At 40.1% G+C, this 22,765-nt stretch carries 14 protein-coding genes; 4 read left to right on the top strand and 10 right to left on the bottom strand.

Annotated elements, in window-relative coordinates:
* Position 1 precedes the first annotated feature (1 nt).
* Positions 2 to 607, top strand: a complete 606-nt coding sequence (locus SporoP17a_RS13060) for an Ig-like domain-containing domain (RefSeq protein ID WP_083035082.1) — start codon at positions 2 to 4, stop codon at positions 605 to 607.
* Positions 608 to 623: 16 nt separating this feature from the next.
* Positions 624 to 4,766 carry an immunoglobulin-like domain-containing protein gene (locus SporoP17a_RS13055; protein WP_167693436.1) on the top strand — a complete coding sequence of 1,381 codons (4,143 nt, stop codon included), beginning with the start codon at positions 624 to 626 and terminating at the stop codon, positions 4,764 to 4,766.
* Between the two features lie 51 nt (positions 4,767 to 4,817).
* Here the strand turns inward: SporoP17a_RS13055 and SporoP17a_RS13050 are convergent, their stop codons facing one another.
* Positions 4,818 to 7,223, bottom strand: coding sequence for an RCC1 domain-containing protein (locus tag SporoP17a_RS13050; RefSeq protein WP_083035080.1), 2,406 nt, complete (start codon positions 7,221 to 7,223; stop codon positions 4,818 to 4,820).
* Between the two features lie 31 nt (positions 7,224 to 7,254).
* Positions 7,255 to 9,276, bottom strand: a complete 2,022-nt coding sequence (locus tag SporoP17a_RS13045) for a pectate lyase-like adhesive domain-containing protein (RefSeq protein WP_083035079.1) — start codon at positions 9,274 to 9,276, stop codon at positions 7,255 to 7,257.
* Between the two features lie 373 nt (positions 9,277 to 9,649).
* On the opposite strand from SporoP17a_RS13045, the gene SporoP17a_RS13040 reads away from it, so the two are divergent.
* A complete protein-coding gene (locus tag SporoP17a_RS13040; RefSeq protein ID WP_237262330.1) occupies positions 9,650 to 10,573 on the top strand; it encodes an NAD(P)/FAD-dependent oxidoreductase in 924 nt (307 codons plus the stop codon).
* A gap of 45 nt (positions 10,574 to 10,618) precedes the next feature.
* Here SporoP17a_RS13040 and SporoP17a_RS13035 read toward each other — a convergent pair whose 3' ends face one another.
* The 4 genes from SporoP17a_RS13035 to SporoP17a_RS13020 form a co-directional block, all read right to left on the bottom strand.
* On the bottom strand, positions 10,619 to 12,295 hold the full coding sequence (locus tag SporoP17a_RS13035; protein WP_156890577.1) for a glucosaminidase domain-containing protein: 1,677 nt from the start codon (positions 12,293 to 12,295) through the stop codon (positions 10,619 to 10,621).
* A 269-nt stretch (positions 12,296 to 12,564) separates the two neighbouring features.
* Complete coding sequence (ald, locus tag SporoP17a_RS13030) at positions 12,565 to 13,704, bottom strand: alanine dehydrogenase (RefSeq protein ID WP_083035076.1); 1,140 nt, start codon at positions 13,702 to 13,704, stop codon at positions 12,565 to 12,567.
* 177 nt (positions 13,705 to 13,881) lie between these two features.
* Complete coding sequence (locus SporoP17a_RS13025; protein ID WP_083035075.1) at positions 13,882 to 15,249, bottom strand: aspartate aminotransferase family protein; 1,368 nt, start codon at positions 15,247 to 15,249, stop codon at positions 13,882 to 13,884.
* Positions 15,250 to 15,269: 20 nt separating this feature from the next.
* A complete protein-coding gene (locus SporoP17a_RS13020) occupies positions 15,270 to 16,739 on the bottom strand; it encodes a CoA-acylating methylmalonate-semialdehyde dehydrogenase (protein ID WP_083035074.1) in 1,470 nt (489 codons plus the stop codon).
* A gap of 149 nt (positions 16,740 to 16,888) precedes the next feature.
* Between SporoP17a_RS13020 and SporoP17a_RS13015 the strand changes: the two genes are divergently transcribed.
* On the top strand, positions 16,889 to 18,505 hold the full coding sequence (locus tag SporoP17a_RS13015) for a PucR family transcriptional regulator (RefSeq protein ID WP_083035073.1): 1,617 nt from the start codon (positions 16,889 to 16,891) through the stop codon (positions 18,503 to 18,505).
* A 98-nt stretch (positions 18,506 to 18,603) separates the two neighbouring features.
* Here SporoP17a_RS13015 and SporoP17a_RS13010 read toward each other — a convergent pair whose 3' ends face one another.
* From SporoP17a_RS13010 to SporoP17a_RS13000, 4 genes are all read right to left on the bottom strand, one after another.
* The gene (locus tag SporoP17a_RS13010) at positions 18,604 to 19,089 is read right to left on the bottom strand and encodes a hypothetical protein (protein WP_083035072.1); all 486 of its coding nucleotides are present in this window, start codon (positions 19,087 to 19,089) and stop codon (positions 18,604 to 18,606) included.
* A gap of 19 nt (positions 19,090 to 19,108) precedes the next feature.
* Positions 19,109 to 20,659 carry a sodium/proline symporter gene (locus SporoP17a_RS13005; protein WP_083035071.1) on the bottom strand — a complete coding sequence of 517 codons (1,551 nt, stop codon included), beginning with the start codon at positions 20,657 to 20,659 and terminating at the stop codon, positions 19,109 to 19,111.
* Between the two features lie 20 nt (positions 20,660 to 20,679).
* The gene (locus tag SporoP17a_RS16900) at positions 20,680 to 20,826 is read right to left on the bottom strand and encodes a hypothetical protein (RefSeq protein WP_167693435.1); all 147 of its coding nucleotides are present in this window, start codon (positions 20,824 to 20,826) and stop codon (positions 20,680 to 20,682) included.
* A gap of 279 nt (positions 20,827 to 21,105) precedes the next feature.
* The gene (locus SporoP17a_RS13000; RefSeq protein ID WP_083035070.1) at positions 21,106 to 22,731 is read right to left on the bottom strand and encodes an amidohydrolase; all 1,626 of its coding nucleotides are present in this window, start codon (positions 22,729 to 22,731) and stop codon (positions 21,106 to 21,108) included.
* Positions 22,732 to 22,765: the final 34 nt, after the last annotated feature.

Here is a 22,765-nt window from a genome sequence, read left to right as displayed (position 1 = left end):
TATGCGAGTACATATTGTTACTACTGTCGCGTTACTTGGTTTCTTGCTGACAAGTCTGTTCAGTAATCAAATCGGTTACGCAGCGAGTATCGAGCCCATCACCGACCCTATAAAACCATGGAATATAACATTTACACATGACGTGTCTGATCAAAAAGCCAATCTTGAACTTATTACTATACAATCTAAAAATACTACGCCATCTCTTTCTCTATCGGCAGTTTCAGATAAAGTTATAGTAAAACCAAAAAATCCATACTTGTTTGGTGAACGATATACACTGACAATCCCAGCCAGTTTCCAAGCTGCTTCTGGCAAGATACTGAACAAGCCGGTAACGAAAGAGTTCGAGATGACTGGATTGTACATAACAGACGTTTCCGCCATTATGAATAAACTTGCCACTACTGTCTCCGTTAAGGTAAAGCCGGATGTGGTTTCTGTCTCCTATTCAATTAATAACGGAAGACAGATCAAGCTTCACCGCGATGGCGCAAATTCATTTTCTAAAGGACAGATTGGATTGGTTACAGGCGATTTGTTAACGATTAACGTGTGGAATGAAGAAAGTCATTTAATAGAAACACAATATTATGAGGTTAAATAAGGAAGGAATGAAAAAGATGAAGAAGTTTTTCCCTGCATTTATGGCTTTTTTGTTAGTGTTTTCTACTGTTGGTCCTTTACCTGGCTTTGCAGTTGATTCTACCATCTTTAAAATAACTACGCAGAAAAATGATGGAGATGATCATTCTGACGTTGTTGTTAAAATTGTGGATGAATCCAAATGGGAGAACTTAACTCTTTTCAAAGAATATGTTTCTGATACTGGTATTTTATTCGAAACTATCACTTTATCAGAATCATCCCAAGAAGGGACCTTTAAAAACGTACCGGCAGGTGAATATAAAGTAACTGCAAAAAAAGCAACATTGGAAGGAGAAGCTCCAATTTATAAAGAAGAGAGGTTTACCATAAGGCCCGATAAATTCCTCGAGGAGGATTTCGATTCGTCTATCCCCCGCACTATTACTATAAATAATATCGGCAATGCAGACGAGATCAGGCTGTATTCCGAACCAGGAGGGAAATTCACAAAGATAGATACTAATATTACTACTATCAACGTTAAGAATGCGGGACTTTACTCTTTAACTAGGGTGAGAAACGGAGCTGAAAGTAAAAAGACTTTGGCGTTCAATATAAAACCCAATAATTTAAACATCACAACTATTGGACATTATAGAGGTTTGGATAGTAAAGGAAATGCGAGAGTTACTGGAGTTAAAGAGGGTAACAAAATCAATGTGTCAAAAGTCGGAGATCTAACATATAGCCCTGAAATAAAGGTAATAGGTAGTACTGTCGATATCATTAATTTATCTTATGGAGAATATAAGGTTAGCCAAGAAGAGAATGGTATCGATAGTGATGCAACCACTTTTATTATCGAAAACAGACAAACACCCAATATAACATTAAAAGGTGAAGTCAATATGGAAATGATCCACAGTACTTCGAATCCTTTAAAAAATAAGTATAATGAGCCTGGCTATGTGATAAAAAATAAAAATGATGTGGAATCACCTGCGACACATAAAGAAAATCTAACTTGCGAAGATTCTGGAATAAACGTAAAAGTAAATTTAGACTTTACATCCTCTAAGAAGACTAAACTTGACGGTGATGGTTCTGAGCTTACTCCCGGTATATATCAAGTGAAATACACAGGTACTGATTGTGAAAACACTAATTTATCAGATTCCAAAGAACGATTAATAACTGTTTTACCTGAGGAATTGGCGAGTGTAAAAGTCAGAGACACTAAAGAAGTACATGGTGACTCCCCAATTGAAAAACATATAGACGGTAATTTGGTTGTAACAACTAATTACCAGAAAGCTAAATTATTACTTTATCATGTAAAAAATCAAGATGTCTCTTTAGATACTTTACAGCCTATTGATATTATAGATGTAGATAACGACCCAACAAGTATAGGGAAAGAATTTATCTTCAAAAACGTTAAAGTTAATGAACTCTACTACGTGGTACAAGAAGTAAACAATATTAAAAGTAAAAAAGGAAGTCCATATGTAGTTAAGGACACTACTTCGCCTGAAATTAAGTTTACGGGAGAGAAGGATAATAAAGTAGAGATAGAGTTAGAAGTAGGCACTAATTATACAGAGCCTGAATACAATTTCGAAGATAACGTCGATCATTCTTCAACCTTGAAATCCCTTTTAGTGAAAAGTGGACAAAAAGTCGATATAACATTTCCAGGCAACTATACAGTCAATTATAATTTGAAAGACATTGCTGGAAATGAAGCCATTGAAAAAAAAGTAATTATTACTGTTAAACCGCGTCCAGTTACAATTTACAGAAGCAAAGCAATCATCGGGGAAATAAGTGTAGAAGGTATTTTCCCGGGGACTGATGCTTTCCAAAATAATTTAAAATTATATAAAATCAATGAAATAAATGACACCCAAACTACATTAGTGAAACAATTATTTTTAAAGTCGAAACAAACCACTGAAGTATTTACTGACGTGAGTCCTGGCTTTTACTATGTTACTCAAACAATAAATGGACAAGTAAGTAGCCAGTCCAATGTAGTGGAAATCGTAGACATCGACAAACCCCATATCACATTAATTGGTCCTGAAAAACTATCTTATGTCATTAACGAAGAGATGAAGCCTTACTATACCAATGAAACTTCTATAAAATTTGATGACCCTGGCATAGTAGCTGATGATTATCTAGTAAGCAAAGAAAAACAACTTTACTTAACCGCTACTCTGTTGAATTCATCAGGTAATATTGTTCAGACAAATGGTGAACTTACTCATCCTGAAAGCAATATTGTAGCTAATGGTGAAATAACAACTCCAAATCAGAACGTTATATTGCAAGACGGCACTATCAGAAGAAAAAAAGGCAATATTATAGAAACAGATGGTCGTGTTAAAACCCCAGAAGGATCTTATATAACACAAGATGAGGATGTACAAATTGATCCTTATATATACAACATAGAAAGACGAGGGAAAAAAATTAAGTTCAGTGCAGTAAAGTTCCCTGCTCCTGATACGTATAAAATTAAATACACCGCTAAAGCGCTCCGCGGAGCAGAAGCAACTACTAAATATCGTACTATTATTGTAGCTCCACCAAAAACCAGTCAGCCGACTTACGAAAAACTTGGCAGCAAATTAACCGTTAACTTAAAGAAGTACCATGATTCACTACACAATACTTACTTAATCACAACTGCAAAACTATACAATTCTTACGGTCAGCTCATGGATACCATAATTGCAGATAAAAGTAATACAGATACTGAGATTGTAACATTCAAAGACGTCTTAGCAGGCACCGGCTACTACGTCACACAAACAGTTAACGGTATCGAAAGTCAGCCGTCGCTTCCTGTAAATGTTAGTATCTTTGAAGATGCAAAACCTACTGCACTCATAACTTCATTCAGCTTTAAAGAAGTAGATGCTATTAGTGTCATCGATCATAAAGCTGGGGAAATCCACGTGACTGTACCTAAAACAATAAATTTAAATAGCTTAACACCTGTCATTACAAGTATCGGAACTGTCACACCGAATCCACAAGTGAAAACAGACTTTTCGAACGGCAAACGCAAATCGTATCGTGTAGAAAATTCAGCGGAAGATAATACGACTGTGAAAACCTACACTGTTACAGTGAAGCACGCCGTCAGCAGTTCGATCGGCAGTCTGCCACTTAAAAAATACGCGGAGCTTACATCACTGTCCCCTTCCGTTTCATTAAGTCCTACTGAAGTGGAGACAGCAAAGGATCATGGTGTAACATTTATAACAAGAGATAAAAAAGTGGAAGCCCATGTTCCCGCCAGTAACGTGATGGAATCCCGGCACTTTACTTTCACATTGAAGCAACCGCTGGCTAACGGCCCCTATGAAATTAGCTTTGGTAACTTATCACGCTTTATGCAGCCGATTGAACTGAAGCTGCCAAAGTCAGGAACTAAGACATTGTCTAAACTGGTTGATGGATACACAGTTGCCGTACCAAGTGAAACTACTTCTACCTCAACTACAAGTCTGGTTAATGAACCTGGAACGTATGCCCTTGTTGACAATGTGAGTGCACCGCTCATTAATTTGCCGGCAACAGGCAGCGCGGCATATACGCTGCAGTTAGCTTTACTGGAAACGCCCGGTACAATTTATTACACAACGAGCAGTAAAGATATTTCATTCATAAGCAGCGCACTATCAAGTGACAAACAATTAAAAGACAGATATATAGCTACTGCTTCGCCTGCTGATATTCTAAACTGGACGAAATATACACCTAATGACAAGATCTCGACGCCAACAGGTGAGCTATATGCGGTCGTAATAAAAGGAAATCAAATCAGCCAGATCACAGCACTTGAAGCTGCGCCCGCAATTGACTGGAGCAAAAATATACCTTCTTACGATACGCATAAAGTGTTGAACATTAATTTCAATGCTCGAGTAGACCGCGATGCCTTATACTCCGGATTGATCTATGTCACAGATGATGCAACCAATCAGAACGTAGCCACTACATTACAATTGAGTAGTGACGAGAAGACGATTTATGTCATACCGCAACAGGCTTACATTCGTGGAAAGCAGTACACCTTGCATATCGACCGTCGATTCAAAGGTAATACGAAGAATAAGGAATTCTTGAAACAGTCTTTACTGCAAACATTTACAATCAAATGATGATAAAAAGGAGTTGCTCCCAATATGGGGCAACTCCTTTTTGCTGTGCAGTTATAATTTAATCTGGAATTTCATCTGCACCTTCTGTTTCAATTTGGCACCGTTGGATGACTTCACTGTATCTTCTATAAATAGATAATAGTTAGCGCCTTTTTTGTACTGATAGCCATTCTGCAATCGAATTTCCATTGTGGTTCCTTTATTAGAAACTTGATAACCAAGTGGAATCTTCACGCCTGACTCATTTAATATGTAGACAGAATCTGGATTAAAGGTCTTAATGTCCAGTTCTTGGCTGAGGTTAATTTTCCAGGCTTTTGTAGGCTCCACATTAAATCGGTCATCCTCTGTTTTATACCCTACGCGTGGGTACGATACTGCACCGTCTTGCCGTTTCACAACAACTGTGACGCTAGCAATCTTCCCACCATCCACAGACGTTACCGCAATGGTCGTTTCTCCTGCGGAATGCGCAGTGATTTTCCCACCTTCCACACTCGCCACAGTCGGTTTGCTCGAATACCAGTTAACGTTTTGATTTGTTGCGTTCGATGGGCTGATTCTTGCAGTCAACGTAGATTGCTCACCTACGATTAAGTCCATTTCAGGTCCTTTGCTGAGTGTGATCGACGCAACAGGAATTTTCGTCAGCACATTTTCAGCTACAACAAATGTATTTCGAGAAATGTTCGTCAGGGTGTCCGTCTGTAAGCTTGGATTCAAGGGATCATTGCGCTTTACAGCAACTGCCCCGCTTTCATTATCTCGCACGACAAATGAATAAAAGTAATCTCTTGGCTTTAATGTTCTGGACACTTTCCATGTGTTGTTCGGCTGCTTGATCATCGGAATTTCGATCCAGTGGTAATCATCCCCGAAATTTCCCTTAACAGAAACAGACTTTGTCTGAGCATCTAATTCAAGCTGATTGTTATAATCGTAACTGCTGTACGTGAACGTTACCTCTTTATGATCGATAATCGGGCCAACAGTTGCATAAGGAGCAACTTTCAGCACACTGAATGTCCGACCGAAGTCGTCAATGATTTTATCGCGGTTGAGCGGATCGACTGTCCACTCCCCGTTGACGCGGAAGCCATATTCATATTGGCCGGGTTGCAGTTCGACTTGCAGTTCCCAAACGTTTCCTGGCTTGCGTTCCATTTGCAGATCAACATTATCATTAAAGCTTCCGTTCAGTTTCACGTCTTCAGTCAGACTGTTTCCGATATATTTAAACTTTACTTGTCCACCTTGAACGAAGGGGAACTCGTCTAGTTTCATGACACCGTCGATACCGGATACCTTTTTAAAGATTGGTAGTTTGGTAGTAGAGTCTGAAGATGCTTTATCCCACTGCCATACGGTGCCATCGGATTTCACGGCTAGTGTGAAGCTGTCCAGATAACCTCCGCCACCAATAGCTACTGCATCAGACATTCCTTGAATTTGAATAGGTGCTGTCTGTGAAGTCAGGATACCACTCGTATTACGTCCCCATTGCCAGACTGTGCCGTCGTCTTTCACAATAATTGTGTGATTATCACCAGCTGCAACTGAGCGAATATTACTCACTCCTTTTACCAAGAAGGGCGTCAACTTATTTTCATATCCACCATCACCAATCTGGCCAGTAACATTACGTCCCCATGCTAATAAAGATGTACGGTCTTGCTTCAACGCTAACGTATGATCATCCCCTGCTGCGATTTCTATAATATTACTCAGTCCAGTCACTTGTTTAGGTATTACATTTTCATTGGCTGAATCACCCAGACCTAGCTGGCCGTAAGTATTCCGACCCCATGCCCATACTGTTCCATCTTTTTTTAATGCAACTGAGTGATCTTTCCCCGCTGCTACAGCCGCAACATTATCTAAGCCTGCAATTTTTTCTGGAATTGGACTGAAGTAAGATTCTGTTTTTTTCCCCAGCTGTCCATAAAAACTATACCCCCATGCCCAGACATTTCCTGCCTCATCAACTGCCAATACATGATTTTCTCCTGCCGATATATCTACAATTTTAGGTCTACTGGAATCCTCTAAAGTAATTTCCCCCGGATTTTTATCTACGGGAGTAGTAGTACGACCCAACTGGCCATAAGAATTTAGTCCCCAGCTCCACAGTTGTCCATCTGAATCAAGTGCAATTGTAAAGTTTCCTCCCGCTGAAATTGCTGAAATATTTAAGAGCCGATTGCCTCCGGTTAATTGTACGGGTAAAGGTATATTGGAAGAGCCTGAAGCCCCCATTCCTAATTGACCATATGTTCCGTCTCCCCAATTCCAGACACTACCATCTTCTTTTAATACAACTAGATGCCCCTTACCTGCATCTACCACGTTTTTGTGATTAGCTACTCCATATGCCTCTGTAGTATTCACAAAAGAAAAAAGAAAGAAAGCAAGTAATAGATATAGGACTGCATGATTTCTAATAAATTGAGTAAACAAACTACACTCAACTCCTTTTACTTGATTTCTTTTACTGTTGGTTTACTTCGCCAATTTTTATTGTTAAATGTATAACATAAGAAACCTTTTTTTCATCAATAGCACTGAATGATATAGTTTCAGTACCAGACTTCTTTATTCCACTTATGTTTATTTTTGTATCGTTTAGATCTATACTCCATTCAGTATTATTTTTTATTACCTTCCAAGAAGTTAATTTCCCCAAATATTCTTGACCCATAATCTTTCCGACTACTTCTTCTATATCAACAGAAGCCTCGGTTCCATTTACCGGGATTTCAAATTCTCCTGAAAACGGGATTTCATTGCCATTAGTTACATCATCTTCTTGTAAAGTTTGATTTTTAAAAATAAAGTATGGAGCTACTAATTTACCTGTCGTATTTACAGTGGCGTGTGTTTCATCAGCAACTACGTTAAATACATTATCAAGAGTTAATTCATCATCTGAATTTAGATGTACCGTCCCGCTAACTATTTCTAAGTCGACAGGCGCTTGCGCTTTATAGTCGATGTATAGTGGTTCAGTAGTAGTATTTGTTGTAACAATACGAAGCTTTTGCTTATTTTGAACTACTATCCCACCAGTAGATATGAAATTATTTAGATGAACAGAATCCTTACCGCCGCTTATGATTTGTGTGCTTGGTCCTGGTGTTCCTGTAACACTTACCTCATCCAATATTGCTATTCCTTCTTCACCTACATTTACAGTTAAGACTCCATTAATATCCAAATTTTCAAGTCGTATAATTCTATTCTTTTCTTTTCCTAATTGAACATGTCCTGTAATAGTGGATTTAGGTGTATTTTTACCACCTTTAATTGTGACATTGCGATCAATTACAAGCGTGTCTTCCAGTAGACTCATTACACTAATATCATGATTTATAATAATAGTTTTAAATTTGTCATTAGCTAATGCCATTTGAAGTTGTTCTAAGTTATTTACTTCAATGCTGTTTCCTACTGAATAAGTAAGACCTAATTTATTCAACGCACTTAACTGTGTGCCTTCCATAATTTTTTCTAATGTAGTCGGTGTCGCCATCAAGTCATAAAGTGAGATCGGCTTACCAAACTGTTTCGCATCTGCCTTCACATAGTCACTAATTTTAAAATCCTTCTGACGATCATTGATTTGCATTTTAAAATTTCTAGTCTCAAGTTTACGTCCTGACTCGCTGTAGGCTGTTAATTGAAAATCATCACCTGGATTATATTCTTCGCAGTTCTCTTCTAGGATACTTGTATCCTTACAGAGTAGATCACTAATACCTGCTTGCCCCATAGAAAAGCCATTCACACCCGCTGTCGAACGATCCAAATCTCTTTCAAATTGATTATCTACTCCTAATTCAACTTTTAATCTAGTCGCTCTAGGATCTGCAATCACATCGATATTGGATAGATTTGGCGCTTTTACATCTGTGACACCATTATAACGATGAATAGTCTCAATATCCGTAATATAAAGCGGCGGGACTTGAATCTTAATATTACGAGGCTCATTATGTTTAAAAATTTTATTATTTATTTTATCAGCATTATCCACATTGACAAAAACGGATTCGAACCCAGGCGTTAAATCATAAAATTTAAACGGCAATTTATAGTCTGTCAGCTGATCAAAATATAACGTGCCTTGTTTTATTACTAACTGGAAGTCTTCTTTATCAATATAATCTACAAATTCTAGGTTTTTAAATGTGATAGTAAGTTTGTTTCCATTAACTGACGACTGTAATACGATTGGTACTTTTATGTTTTTACCTTCTACTATCTGCTCGACATACACGTCGTTGAATGCAATTGTTGGATTAATATTTTTATCAAACGTAATCACCATTTCCTTCGCACCAAAAAATTCATTATATATTGCATTTTCATCCACGACAAACTCATACTCATAAGGCTTCTTCTCAACCGGCTCAGCAGTCCCCGGCTTCGCGGCTGCATCTGCTTTCAATCCCGCTCCTAACACACTGACCAACAGGATCAGTGCAAACGCGGCTTTCCAAATTTGTTTCATCTCCTTATTCTCCTCTACTCGATAAATTTGGTGTTGCACTAAATAGCCAGTCACGTCTTGAATACGATCTTTTTCGACTTATCCGCCTGGCTATATGGAAATAAAGTTCTCTTCTCCATTTATCGGCATTATTGGCCATTAGTTAAGAAATCAGAACCGGTCCTTTCGGGCTATTTGTCTCGTGCGAACTGTAATTAGTAAACCGCAAAGCTTTAAACAGATCTCTAGTACTTGAAAACATTTTTAGCTTCGCCAATCGAAGCATCTATATTTTTATAACCCAGTTGCTTCTACTTTCTACCAAACTGCACACACTACAGTTTACTTCACGCATTTCATGGGAAGTTATATAACTAAAATGAAATGAAAAGGAATGAAAACAATTATGATCTATGAATGTGCAATCATTGGTGGAGGTCCTGCTGGATTAAGTGCGGCTTTAGTACTTGGACGGGCGAGACGGAATGTCATTGTGTTTGACGATGATCATGCACGAAACCGTGTCTCTCGTGCGTCACATGGATTCTTAACGCGTGACGGTATCCAGCCTGCTGAATTGCGGCGGATTGGACGGGAAGAACTGACACATTATCCATCTGTGACATTTCATCATCAGAAAATAGTTGCGGTGGAACGTTTGGATGAATCGCATTATGAATTGATGACGGCTGATGGCAAGACGTTCCGCACGCAGAAAGTCCTTCTCGCAGTCGGTTTGCGTGACGAGCAACCTAATGTGCCAGGCATTGAGCGTTTTTATGGTACATCTATTTTCAGTTGTCCGTATTGCGATGGCTGGGAATTGCGAGATCGTTCATTGGCCGTCTTTGCTGATAAAAACGTCTTTAAATTGGCAGCGGAAGTATATACATGGAGTCGAGATTTAATTGTATTCACAGGTGGGGAAGGTCAGCTAACGGCAGAGGAACGAAAGAAGTTGAATGCGAAAGGGATACAAATTGTAGATGATATCATTTCAGGACTCGAAGGAGAGGATGGTCAACTGCACAGAGTACGGCTTGAAGACGGTACATTGATAGACCGTGCAGGCGGATTTGCTTCCCCTCTCTGGAGTCACCCCAATTATTTCGCTCAAGACTTAGGATGCGAGCGCAATAAACATGGAGGGATTCTGACCGATGAATACGGACGCACCACCGTTTGGAATGTCTATGCCGCGGGTGACGTTTCACATATCGTTCCCTCGCAACTACTGGTTGCAGCGGGAACCGGAAGCGCTGCGGCCATAGGGATTAATGGTGACTTAACGAATGAATTTTTCAATCGAATAGACTAAGAACAACCCCTTACCGATTATTAAGGTAAGGGGTTGTTTCAGTGCTCACTGCCATTCAAGTCGATCTACATAATTGCCGTGTACATACAGCCAGCCATACGGTGCTTTATCCGAACGAATTTTTATCCAAGGTGCTTCAGGTAATTGTTCATCCAAAATAATGAGCGGCATCCCCAACTTTTGATATGTATACATGGTTGGCGTGCCTGGAGCGGATGAAGGTATAGGTCGTACATTCAAACTAGGTGGATTCGTCAAACCAATTTTTAGTTGATTGGCTATTTCCTTACCGCCCATAGTTCGATCCATTCGATACAGATGTCCCGCGATTTTAGAACCCCAGTATGGATCGGAAGCATATTTAACGTTCATGCCAATTGCTTTATTTCCGAAGTTCGTACCATTTGCATATACAGCGCCTGGAGGTAGATAGTTTTTATTCAGGAACGAATCGACTAGCTCTTGGATGTTTTCACTCACCGTAGCAAATACTTTGTTTGATGGATGATCATCTCTTACATACAATCCAAATAAGTTATTATTCTCCAAAGCCCGCTTACTCAAACCGTACTGACTTTCATGTTGTGCCAACGCCAAAATATGCATCGCGTTCACATAACTTTCCTGCTCAATACGTTTTAACTCCGTCCCTAATCCAATCAACTTACTTCTTGTCGTGGCATTTTTATAAGTTGTAGGATTAGCTTCTTCTAGAATCCGCAACTGCTTCATAATATACGCATCCAACTCATCAGCCGTATAGCGCGTCATACTGCGCATCGGCAAGTACTGGAAGTATTGATGAGCCGTGCCTATCAAAGCCCCTGTTTCATTATGGAAATGGCTGCCGTCCGTGCTGTAATACTTTATCCCTTCTTGCATGAAGCTTGGCGCAGCTCCCATTTCATACGAAGCGTACTTTTGTGTTTTATGTGAATAAATCAAGTGGTAAAGCGATTCCTTTTTCACTTTGTAATGTGTGCGATCCGTCACAGTCTGACTCGGTAGCATCGTTGCATTTTGTGGTTTGATGTAGAAGTTTCTTCCCGCCAATTCAACTTTTACAGAAGTGGCTGTCGAATCGACATACACAAGTTCCGTGTCTGCCGGGACATATGTTTCCTGTTTGTTTAATTTTTCATCAGCATATAAAATCGTCAATGAGCTACCGCCATATGGCACGGTCGAGATCAGTCCACTTGGCATGTGGATGATACGGTTTTGGAATAGCACGACTTGATGGCTATTCATACGGCTTGCTGCCTCTTCAAAACTTGGAAACTTTTCCACTACAGTTGTCGTACCATTGGCTTGTACATGTGCCAAGTCATAGGTTACACCTGCTTTAATGGAGAACGTTTTAGTAACCGGTGCTTTCAACGGTGTACCTTCTGTATTCTCCACGGCTTGCGTGATATACAATATGTAAGTTTCTCCACTACGATAATTTCCTGCAGGCGGTGCAATATGTACTTTTTTGTCGGAATCTGAGTAGGTTATTTCATTATCCTGCGTTACTCCTTTAGAGTCCTTGATATAAATTGTGCGTTTGCTGACCGTATTTTTATTTACTGGTTTACTGAACGTAACAATCCACGGCTTGTCCGGATTCTGGTCAGGCGAATGATCCTGCCAACTAGCCGCTTCAGCTGACAGTGTCAGTGCGAACGCGACCAGAAAAGTAACAGCTATAGTTGTGATCAATTTCGTCAAAGATTTCAAATCTAGCAACCTCCTTTTGGTGTTGATTATACAGGATTTCACTAGATTTGATACGGATAATGGAAAAATTAGTCACAAGAGCATTACGGTAATGGAGTGGAACACATATTGATTGCATCGATACGAGCCACTGGCACCTGTACCGCTAGACGTTTCTAGTACGTGAAAAAAATCCTTCTGTTACACTATATTGTTGTTTCCAAAATATAGTGTAGGCAGAGGGACTTGTTGTACTTTCAACTAATTATAAGTAAATATATAGCGATGTTTTAAATATTCGTTACTAAACCATTATTTTTTAATATAGACATGGAAGGCGTGTAGTCTAGGTTTTGTGCTTCTGCAACGGCTTTGTATGTTACATAGCCATTCATAGTATTTAAACCTTTTCGCAGGGCTTCATTATCTAGAAGGGCTTGGCTACATCCTTTATTAGCAATTTGAAGCGCATAAGGGACTGTAACGTTGGTCAATGCTACTGTCGATGTCTGTGGTACTGCTCCAGGCATATTAGCCACTGCATAATGGACGACATCATGTTTAGTATAGATTGGTGCGTCGTGTGTCGTTACACGGTCGGATGTTTCAAAAATTCCTCCTTGATCAATGGCGATATCCACGAGGACCGAACCGGGTTTCATGGATTGAACCATTTCTTCAGAGACAAGCTTAGGTGCTTTGGCTCCAGGAATCAACACTGCACCTACAACTAGGTCTGCCGACTTGACCGATTCTGCGATATTAAACGGATTCGAAACGAGTGTTTGAATGTTAGTGCCAAATATATCATCTAATTGGCGTAAACGATCGACTGACAGATCCAGTACAGTTACGTGAGCACCCATCCCGATTGCCACACGTGCAGCATTTGCTCCTGCCTGTCCACCGCCAATTATTACAACCTTCCCTCGAGAAACACCCGGCACCCCAGCTAGCAGAATACCTTTTCCACCCTTCGTTTTTTCAAGATACTGAGCACCGATTTGTGTCGCCATTCTTCCTGCTACTTCACTCATCGGTGCGAGCAACGGCAATGAGTTATTAGGCAACTGAACTGTTTCGTAGGCTAGTCCTGTTACTTCACTTTCTAGAAGAGCTTTAGTCAACTCCGTCTCAGGTGCTAAATGCAAGTATGTGAATAGTAGTAAACCTTTACGAAAATAACGATATTCAGAAGCAATCGGTTCCTTTACTTTCATAACCATTTCAGCGCTCCATGCTTCTTCTGCTGTCTGAACAATCTGTGCGCCCGCCTCAATATATTCCTCGTCTGTAAAACTTGATCCTAAACCAGCTTTCGTTTCGATCAGTACTTCATGGCCAGACGAGCGAAGTGTGTATACTCCTGCGGGGGTCATCGCTACACGATTCTCGTTATTTTTAATTTCTTTTGGTACACCAATCAACATACCCATTCCTCCTCGGATCAAATGTATACTATTGTATAACTTTCAACTCTTTGAGATTTAGTAGTATAAGCCATTTAGATGACGTACTGCTATTTACTGCATAGAAGAAGCACCTCTGATTACTTTATACGGGTACACTAGAGGTGCTTTATACTCAATTATAAGATAGACAACTTGTTATTCATTCTCTTTAAATACTTTTTTCATAACAGATACGATGAAATCGAAATCCTCGTCCGTACATGAAAGTGGCGGACAAAGCGCAAGGACATTATTAAATCCTTCTACTGTTTCACCGTTTCGACCGACAATCAGTCCATTCGCTTTACACTCTCCAATAATTTTCGTGATACGCGCATTCGTCGCAGGTTCTTTTGTCTTCTTATCTTCAACGAGTTCAATTCCCATCAAGAAACCGATACTTCGAATATCTCCAACATAGGGATGATCTTGTAAACATGCCAGTTCATCCGATAATCGCTCGCCAAGTTCTGCAGAACGATTGATCAGATCTTCACGTTCCAAAATTTCTAAGTTCTTAAGCGCAACTGCACAAGCAGCCGGGTTTCCACCAAATGTATTCACATGGCGAAAATGACTGTGATCTTCGCCTGTATCAAATTTTTCATAGATATCTTTGCGGATGGCTGTTACGGATAATGGCAGGTATGCGCTAGTCAAACCTTTCGCCATCGTGACAATATCGGGTTTTAGATTGTAATGCTGATGCCCAAATGCTTTTCCAGTGCGTCCAAATCCGCAAATCACCTCATCTATGATTAATAAGACACCGTGACGAGTACAGATTTCTTGGACTTTCTCTAAGTACACCGGATGTGGAATTAAGATTCCCCCTCCTGTAATGAGCGGCTCCATAATAATTCCTGCGATAGTATCCTTTTGTTCCCAAATAATTTTCTCTTCAAGCTCTAAAGCACGCTGAATATTATACTCTTCCACTGAAACACCCTCAGGTTTTCGATAATTATCTGGAGGTGCGACATGTAGGAATCCAGGTACTAGCGGCTCATACTTGTATTTTCGTAAAGCCTGCCCCGTAGCGGACAGCGCCCCCATCGAGCTGCCATGATACGCACGGTAACGGGAGAGGAATTTATATCTGGAAGGTTCTCCATTTTGTTGATGGTACTGGCGTATAAGCTTGAACGCTACTTCATTTGCATCCGATCCACTATTAGAATAGAAAATCTTATAGTCGTCCCCTAGCATTTCATTTAATTTGGCAGCCAGTTCAATTGCCGGTTTATGGCTTTGCGTCATAGGCACGTAAGCGAGTTTCTTCATTTGCTCATAGGCTACTTGTGCAATTTCTTCTCTTCCATAGCCCACATTGACACACCATAACCCTGACATCCCATCTAAATAGCGATTACCCTCATGATCTGTAATCCAGGCATTTTCTCCACTTTCGATAATCATTGGAGGATTTTTTTCATTGTATGCTGAAATATGAGGCCAAACTTTATCCCGATTTTGTTCAATTAATGATCCTTTATTCTGATCTTGTTCGCGTAAAGTTTTCAATAATGTTGCCTCCCCTTTTATTAATATTCATGACGTGCAGTCAACATTTTCTTACGTGTGTAAAATTCGATACCATCACGGCCATTTGCATGCAGATCACCATAAAATGACTTCTTATAGCCAGAGAACGGGAAGAATGCCATAGGTGCTGGTACGCCAAGATTTATACCTAGCATTCCTGCATCAATTTCTTCTCGGAATTGACGAATCGCCTTCGAGCTATCTGTATATAAACAAGCACCATTTGCAAAGTCTGATTGATTGGTAAGCTCAATTGCTTCATCTAATGTTTCTACTCTGATGATCGAAAGTACAGGTGCGAATATTTCTTCTTTCCAAATTCGCATTTGCGTCGTAACGCCTTCAAAAATTGTCGGCCCTACGAAATAGCCCCCTTCCGAAGTAGATTCATCGCCTCGTCCGTCACGTACGAGAGTTGCTCCCTCTTTAATCCCCGACTCGATGTAGGAAAGTGTTTTATCTTTATGGGAATCTCGAATGACCGGTCCAAGGAACACTCCTTCTTCTAAACCGTTTCCAATAGTCAATTTATTCGCTTCATCCACTAAACGCCGTACAAGTTGATCCGCAATATCTCCAACTGCGACTACGACGGAAGCGGCCATGCACCTTTCGCCAGCTGAACCAAATGCCGCATTGGTAATATTAGTAACTGCCACATCCATATTGGCATCGGGCATAACAATCGAGTGATTTTTAGCACCGGCTAGCGCCTGAACACGCTTACCATGAGCGGTTCCTGTTTTATACACATACTCTGCTACCGGCTGTGATCCAACAAACGAAACAGCGGGGATGTCTGGATGACTTAAGATTCCGTTCACGATATCATGTGCACCGTGAACGATATTGAACACTCCATCCGGCAGTCCTGCTTCAGTTAATAGCTCTGCTAATCTATTCGCCAGAAGTGGTGTACGCTCTGAAGGTTTTAAAATGAATGTATTTCCTGCTGCAATGGCAAGTGGGAACATCCAACAAGGAACCATCATCGGGAAGTTAAAAGGGGTGATCCCTGCAACCACTCCTAAAGGGTAGCGATACATACCTGATTCAATATTTGTCGCAATGTCAGGTAGTTGGTACCCCATCATCAAGGTCGGAGCCCCTGTAGCAAATTCCACACATTCGATTCCGCGTAACACTTCGCCGTAAGCCTCTGTATAGTTCTTTCCATTTTCTATCGTAATTAATTGTGCCAGCTCATCCCAATGAGCAATCAGAAGTTGTTGATATTTAAATAGGATACGAGCTCTTTGTGGCACAGCCGTTTTTCTCCAAGAAGTGAACGCTTTTTTCGCTGCATCTACTGCAACTTGTAGATCTTCTTCCGTTGAAATAGGTACTTCTGCAATAATCTTGCCTGTCGCTGGATTTGGTACCTCTTCATATTTATCAGTAAGTGATTTTACCCATTGTCCATTAATAAAATTGGAAAGTGTTTTCTTTTCTACTACTATCATATTCATTTTCCATCCTCCTATTCATCTAGTCTTGCTTTACAACAAGACTTGAGCTAAACTACTTTCTATAGTTTAACAACTATTCAAAATAGTTTCATTTTACATTGTGTAACATCGTACTGAAAATCTTTTCACGTTATGGAGGTCTAATGTACATGAATGAACTTTCGTTGACCGTTAAAGATGTATTAGCCCGTGAGACGTTCAAGCACGCCAGAGTGATAGCTGGACGCACTGGGTTGGATCGACAGGTTAAATGGTCACATGTATTAGAGGTTAGTGAGTTTAGTTCACTAGTCAACGGTGGCGAAATTATTTTAACGACAGGTATTCATCTACAACTAGATAGTGCGACACAATTAAAGTACGTAAACCAGCTAATCGAACTAAATGTTGCCTGCCTTTGTGTTGAAATAGGATCATACGTTAGTGAAATACAGCAAGAGATTATTACACTCGCTGATGCAAAGCAATTTCCTATTGTCGTGTTCGAAAAAGCAGTTAAATTCGTTGATATTTCACAAGACTTACACACAGTGATCATCAATCGCCATTACGAAATGTTGTCTACGCTAGATACCTTATCGAGAAGATTTAATCAGTTAAGTTTAATGCCAAACGGAATTTTGAAGATTCTTCACGAACTACACTCCTTGTTCAACCAACATGTTTTATTCATATCCGATGAAGCCAAATCTTATTATTACCCCCTTGAATCCACTACATGGAAACATAGTATAAAAGAATTTCTTAGCGAGAATCCTACGCAAAAGCTAGATCAGGGCATTTATATAATTGATGACCAGCCATTCGCCTTGTTCTCTATTAACGGCTTAGGCCAGGCTCTTGGCTATTTATGCCTTCACCTTCCACAAGAAACAGCCAATGAGTTCGCTTTTTTACTATTGGATAGAGCCTCTCTTGCAATTGCCCAAATATTGCTTAGAAACCGTACCATTCAAGAGAGAAACCAATTTAATGAAGATGAATTCGTGCGCAATTTACTACATGGACGGCCTGTAGAACAAGAAGACATTCAAGCCTATTTACCAACAAAAAGCTCGAATACTTATTACAGAATCTTCGTCATTCAGTTGGACACGAATGAATCTACTTTAGACGAGAACAACTGGGAGGAAATCCGTTTACAACAATCTATGATGATTCGTTCAGTCTTTAAACGACATAGTTTCTTTCCGGCTATTTCCGTAACTAGAAATGAAATTACGATTATTGCATCGTTTATCGCTTCAGGGAAGCATGTAAAAGACATGAATCACTTTACTCAAGTGGCCGAGCAGTTGGCTGGTATGGACGATCACACATTCTTTAACGAACGTGAATATCAATTGGGGATTAGTTCAGTTCACCAGAACCATTCACAAATCAAAGAAGGATATAAAGAAGCAAAACGAGTAGCGGAACTCAAGCAAAAGTTTGCATTTGAAAGTAATTTTTATGATGATTTAGGGATTTATAGACTGTTACTTCTACTCAATGAACAAGGAGACCTTGGACACTATGTAGACGATTATCTTCAAGATTTAATTGATTATGATAAAAAGACTGACGGTAATTTATTCGAGACGCTCCGTATTTACCTAGAGTGTGGTGGTTCAAAAAAAGAAACCGCAGATCGTCTGTTTATCGTAAGACAAACGCTGTATCACCGACTGGAAAAGATTGAATCTATAATGGGAGAGAACTTTATGTCTCCACTTAATCGGATTGCGCTTGAAGTGGCCATTATGGCTAAAAAGGTGTTAGTCTAAATAGGATCTCTACCTACACACAGCCACTACTCGCCTATACATCGCGAATAGTGGCTGTTTACGATTTCATATTTAACGAGTAGCTTCGCAACTTACGGTTACAACGGATGATAGCTTCCACTAATCGCATCCACAATGAGCTGTCCTGATTTCTTATTGTCTAATTTGTAATCTGTTAACCAAAAAGGACGATAGAAGAGGGTTCTTTGAACTTCTGTAATTTTAGGCATCGTAACAAATTTAGCTTTGGAAGAAGCATGATCAAAAATAAACCTCTTCGCCGCATCAATTGCTTCTTCCTCCGCAATCACAAGCTCAGGAAAACGCCCCACTTCTTCCGTCTTTCTAGAAAAGTTCGGCCGAACATCCACTATCGCTCCCCTTCCGCCCAGGCCGTCTATTGTACAAGCTGCCTTCCCTTTAAACTTTAGTAAGCTTTTAGCACTCACTTGGTATTCAAAAAAGTAATATGGATAGTAGATCATATCTTGGACTTGGAAGTACGTTTCTTTTTCGTATTGCTGCAGGCCAAGCAAAACTTCTTCTTTAGTAAACTCGATTTCTTGCAATAATATAGCGCTCATGAATACCGACTCCTGTAAGTTATTTAGTATCTGCTAAAAACTTTGATACGTTGCTCGCCTCGGGAGCCAAGTCACGTGTAATGTTTCGATCAAATTCTTTTGAGAATACACGTTTGTATCTAGACTGTTCAAATGCTTGCAATATTTTATCTGATGGTTTGCGACCAAACCGACTTCCGATGATCATACCGACTAGTGACACGAGTAAACCTGCCAAGAATGGATGAAGTCCTGTAGACGTCTCTAACCCCATGGAAGTCCAAATGATATTCGTTGAAGCTCCGCCGATCATCGCACATAAGCAACCGATATAATTAGCTTTTTTAGAGTAAACAGATGCCACATAAGGAACTAAGAATGCATTCCCTAATGTACCGAAAGCGAACAGAACCAATGCAAACACGGAAGGTGGCTCATAAATGGCTACGACAACTCCTACAATTCCGCCCATTAAAATGCATAATCTCGAAACAAGAATCATTGTTTTAGGGCTAGCATCTTTATTGATGAAACGTTGATACACGTCACGTGAAAGAATCGAACCCGCTTGCATCAAGATAGAGTCTGCAGTAGACATGACCGCTGACATAATAGCTGAGAGCAATAGTGCTGCAAAGATACCAGGGAATAACGTGTAGGCTAGCTCTGTAATAATCATTTCTGGATCAGCAATGGTAGGCAGTAAAATAATCCCAATCAAACCTAGAATATATGGTACAAAGATGAAGAATTGATTCCACAGAGCACTAATCATGACAGCGCCTTTTACTGTTTTTGTACTTTTCATCGACATATGGCGAACTACTACATGTGGAAGTCCCATGTAGCCAATCGAGTAAATCAGTATTGCCCCGAGCACCATTCCCCATTGACCATAGTAAGCTAGATCTTTACCCCAGATGCTTAAATACGTAGGGTCTATAGCTTGCAACGCAACGTTCAATCCTGTGATGCCGCCTACATGAAAATACGCGAGAATACCGATCCCAACGACACCCAGTACCATGATCATGCCTTGTACAAATGAAGTGTAGGCAACCGCTAGATATCCGCCAGCCACGGTATAGATGATAATGACACTAATACCGATAATCAGAGACAGTTCATAAGTAAAGCCTGTCAGTGTAGACATGGCTTTCCCGGCCGCAATAAACTGAGCGCAAACATAGCCAAATAAAAACACGATGGAAATGATGGATCCGACCACTCGTACACTAGCGCTTTCAAAACGTTTTTCCAAATACTCAATTGGCGAAAGCGCTCCCAATATTTCAGACATTCTTCTCATTCGTTTACCTAATACAGAGAGGTTTATAATTGATCCGCCTGCATCTCCAATAGCGTACCAAATGGCATACCAGCCATATTTAAAGGCCATCGCTGGGGCTCCCATAAACATGAAGCCACTCATAGCTGTAGTTTGCATGGTCATCGCCGTGACGGCTGGTCCGAGAGATCGACCGCCAAGTAAGTACTGTTCTGTGGAAGCTGATGATTTGCGTGAAAACCACAAGCCAATCGTTAATAGAACCCCTAAGTATACAATGAAAATGATCCCATCAATGCTCATTGAATGCCCCCCTATCGTAACTACTGATTTTGATTTTGTTCTTTGTCCATCTTCTCTTCCATCTCATCGTCGCGTTTCATTTTAAAATAGAGAATTGCAGCCAATCCTACCCATATGAAAGGCCATGGAACAAACCACCAAAAAGTTTCTACAGGAAAACCTAACATGTATTCACCTCCCATTTTCACGCAATCAGACTACTCCGAATGTGTAATATAGTATATTTAGAATCGGCTAATCATACATTGGACACATTGTTATTTAGTGCTAAGTAAGTTTGGTCACTATGTCTGGCATATCATATACCATGAAAACTCTATGGTGGAAAATTGCTTTCTAGTACTTATAATTTTTTTGAATTTGTATCCAGTTGAATTTCTCCATAATAAAAGCCATCCGAAAAAGTCGAATGGCGATCTTTGCTGTATGCTAAAATATAACGGTATTTACTTCTGATAACTCACCTGTTTTTCATACTCTATTTTTCCATCGATCATCGTCATCTCTACTGTTATTTCTTTAAGACTCGTTATCTCAGCAGAGAGAATACTTTGATCCAGCACAACCAAATCCGCTAATTTGCCAACTTCAATACTACCTTTTTGTGTTTCATCAAAGCTCGCGTACGCACCCATATACGTATAGGCTTTGATTGCCTCTAGCACTGACACTCGCTGACAAGTTCCTACATCTTGGCCTGTAACGGTTTTTCTGTTCACTGCCGCATGAATCCCGAGAAGAGGATTAGGGTCTACAACGGGCGTATCTGAGGCAAATGCAAAAGGTATTCCTTTTGCCAAATAATCTTTTGCCGGATACATGACATTTACTCGATCGCCATAATACTCCAAGTAAGCATCCCCATTCACATACATGAATGCTGGGTTAGGAATCACTACAACTCCCAATTCCTTCATCCGTTCCTGAAGATCTGGACTGGCTATTCCTGCATGTTCAATACGATGGCGGTGATCTGTTCGAGGATGCTTCTTTAACGCCTCTTCAATACAATTCAACACCATTTCAATTGCTCGATCGCCTTGTGCATGCGCAGTGATTTGGTACCCTTTGCTATGAGCTTCCCCTAGAATTTCATTCATTCTATCTTGGTCATAATACAGTATGCCTCTATCTGTCGGGTCACTCTCATAAGGTTCTCTTGTGGCTAAAGTGGGCCCTGTACTGCTGCCGTCTGTAAATAGTTTAGCAGGTCCAATTTTAAACCATTCATCGCCCTCTCCAGTCACTACACCTTCGTCCATCATATACCGAACAAACGACTCTGAATCGGTCAATGATCCAATAAGAGCGTATACTCGGTTTTTCACATCACCTGCGTCTATACTTTTTTTCATCAGTTTTAAAATATCGGGTCCCCAGCCATAGCTACCCGCATCATGTAAACTCGTTATGCCAGACTTCACAAATATCTGAGATGCTAATTTCAATCCTTCTGTAATTTCCTCTGCACTATAATCTGCTATAGAAAATAGTTGCATATGTGCATTCTCAATCATTTTCCCTGTCAATTCCCCACTGGAATCACGCTCTATCTCACCGCCTGCAGGATTTTCGGACTCCTTTGTGAAACCAGCTAATTCCAATGCATTACTATTTGCGATCGATGTATGGTTACAAACCCGAATTATAACAATAGGATGTTCTGTAGATATTGCGTCAAGTTCTTGTATTGTAGGGAAACGTTTTTCTTTTAGCGCCTGTTCATTGAAGCCTGTAACTCGGATCCATTCCCCTTTTGGAGTCTGTTCCGCCCTCTTTTTCATTTGCTCATACAACATTTCCAGCGAATCGATTTCAGGACTTGCACAATTTATGCCGAGTAAGTTCGTTCCATAAATAGTTAGATGCAGATGCGGGTCTATGAAACCTGGAAGGAGAGACTTTCCTTCCAGATCCATTACTCGAGTATTTTCTCCAATCAATTTGCTGACTTCGTCGATCTGGCCCACGCTGATGATCTTCTGATCTTTGATCGCTACGGCTTCCATAATGGATGAGTCCTTATCTACTGTAATAACTTCTCCATTAGTAAATACTATATCTGCATGCACTGTAGATCACCTCTCTGTACTAAAATGTACATGT

It is taken from the genome of Sporosarcina ureae (genome assembly GCF_002082015.1).
Lineage (GTDB): Bacteria > Bacillota > Bacilli > Bacillales_A > Planococcaceae > Sporosarcina > Sporosarcina ureae_A.
Note: the sequence above shows the minus strand (reverse complement) of the source record. Positions and strands in the feature narration are given on the sequence as shown.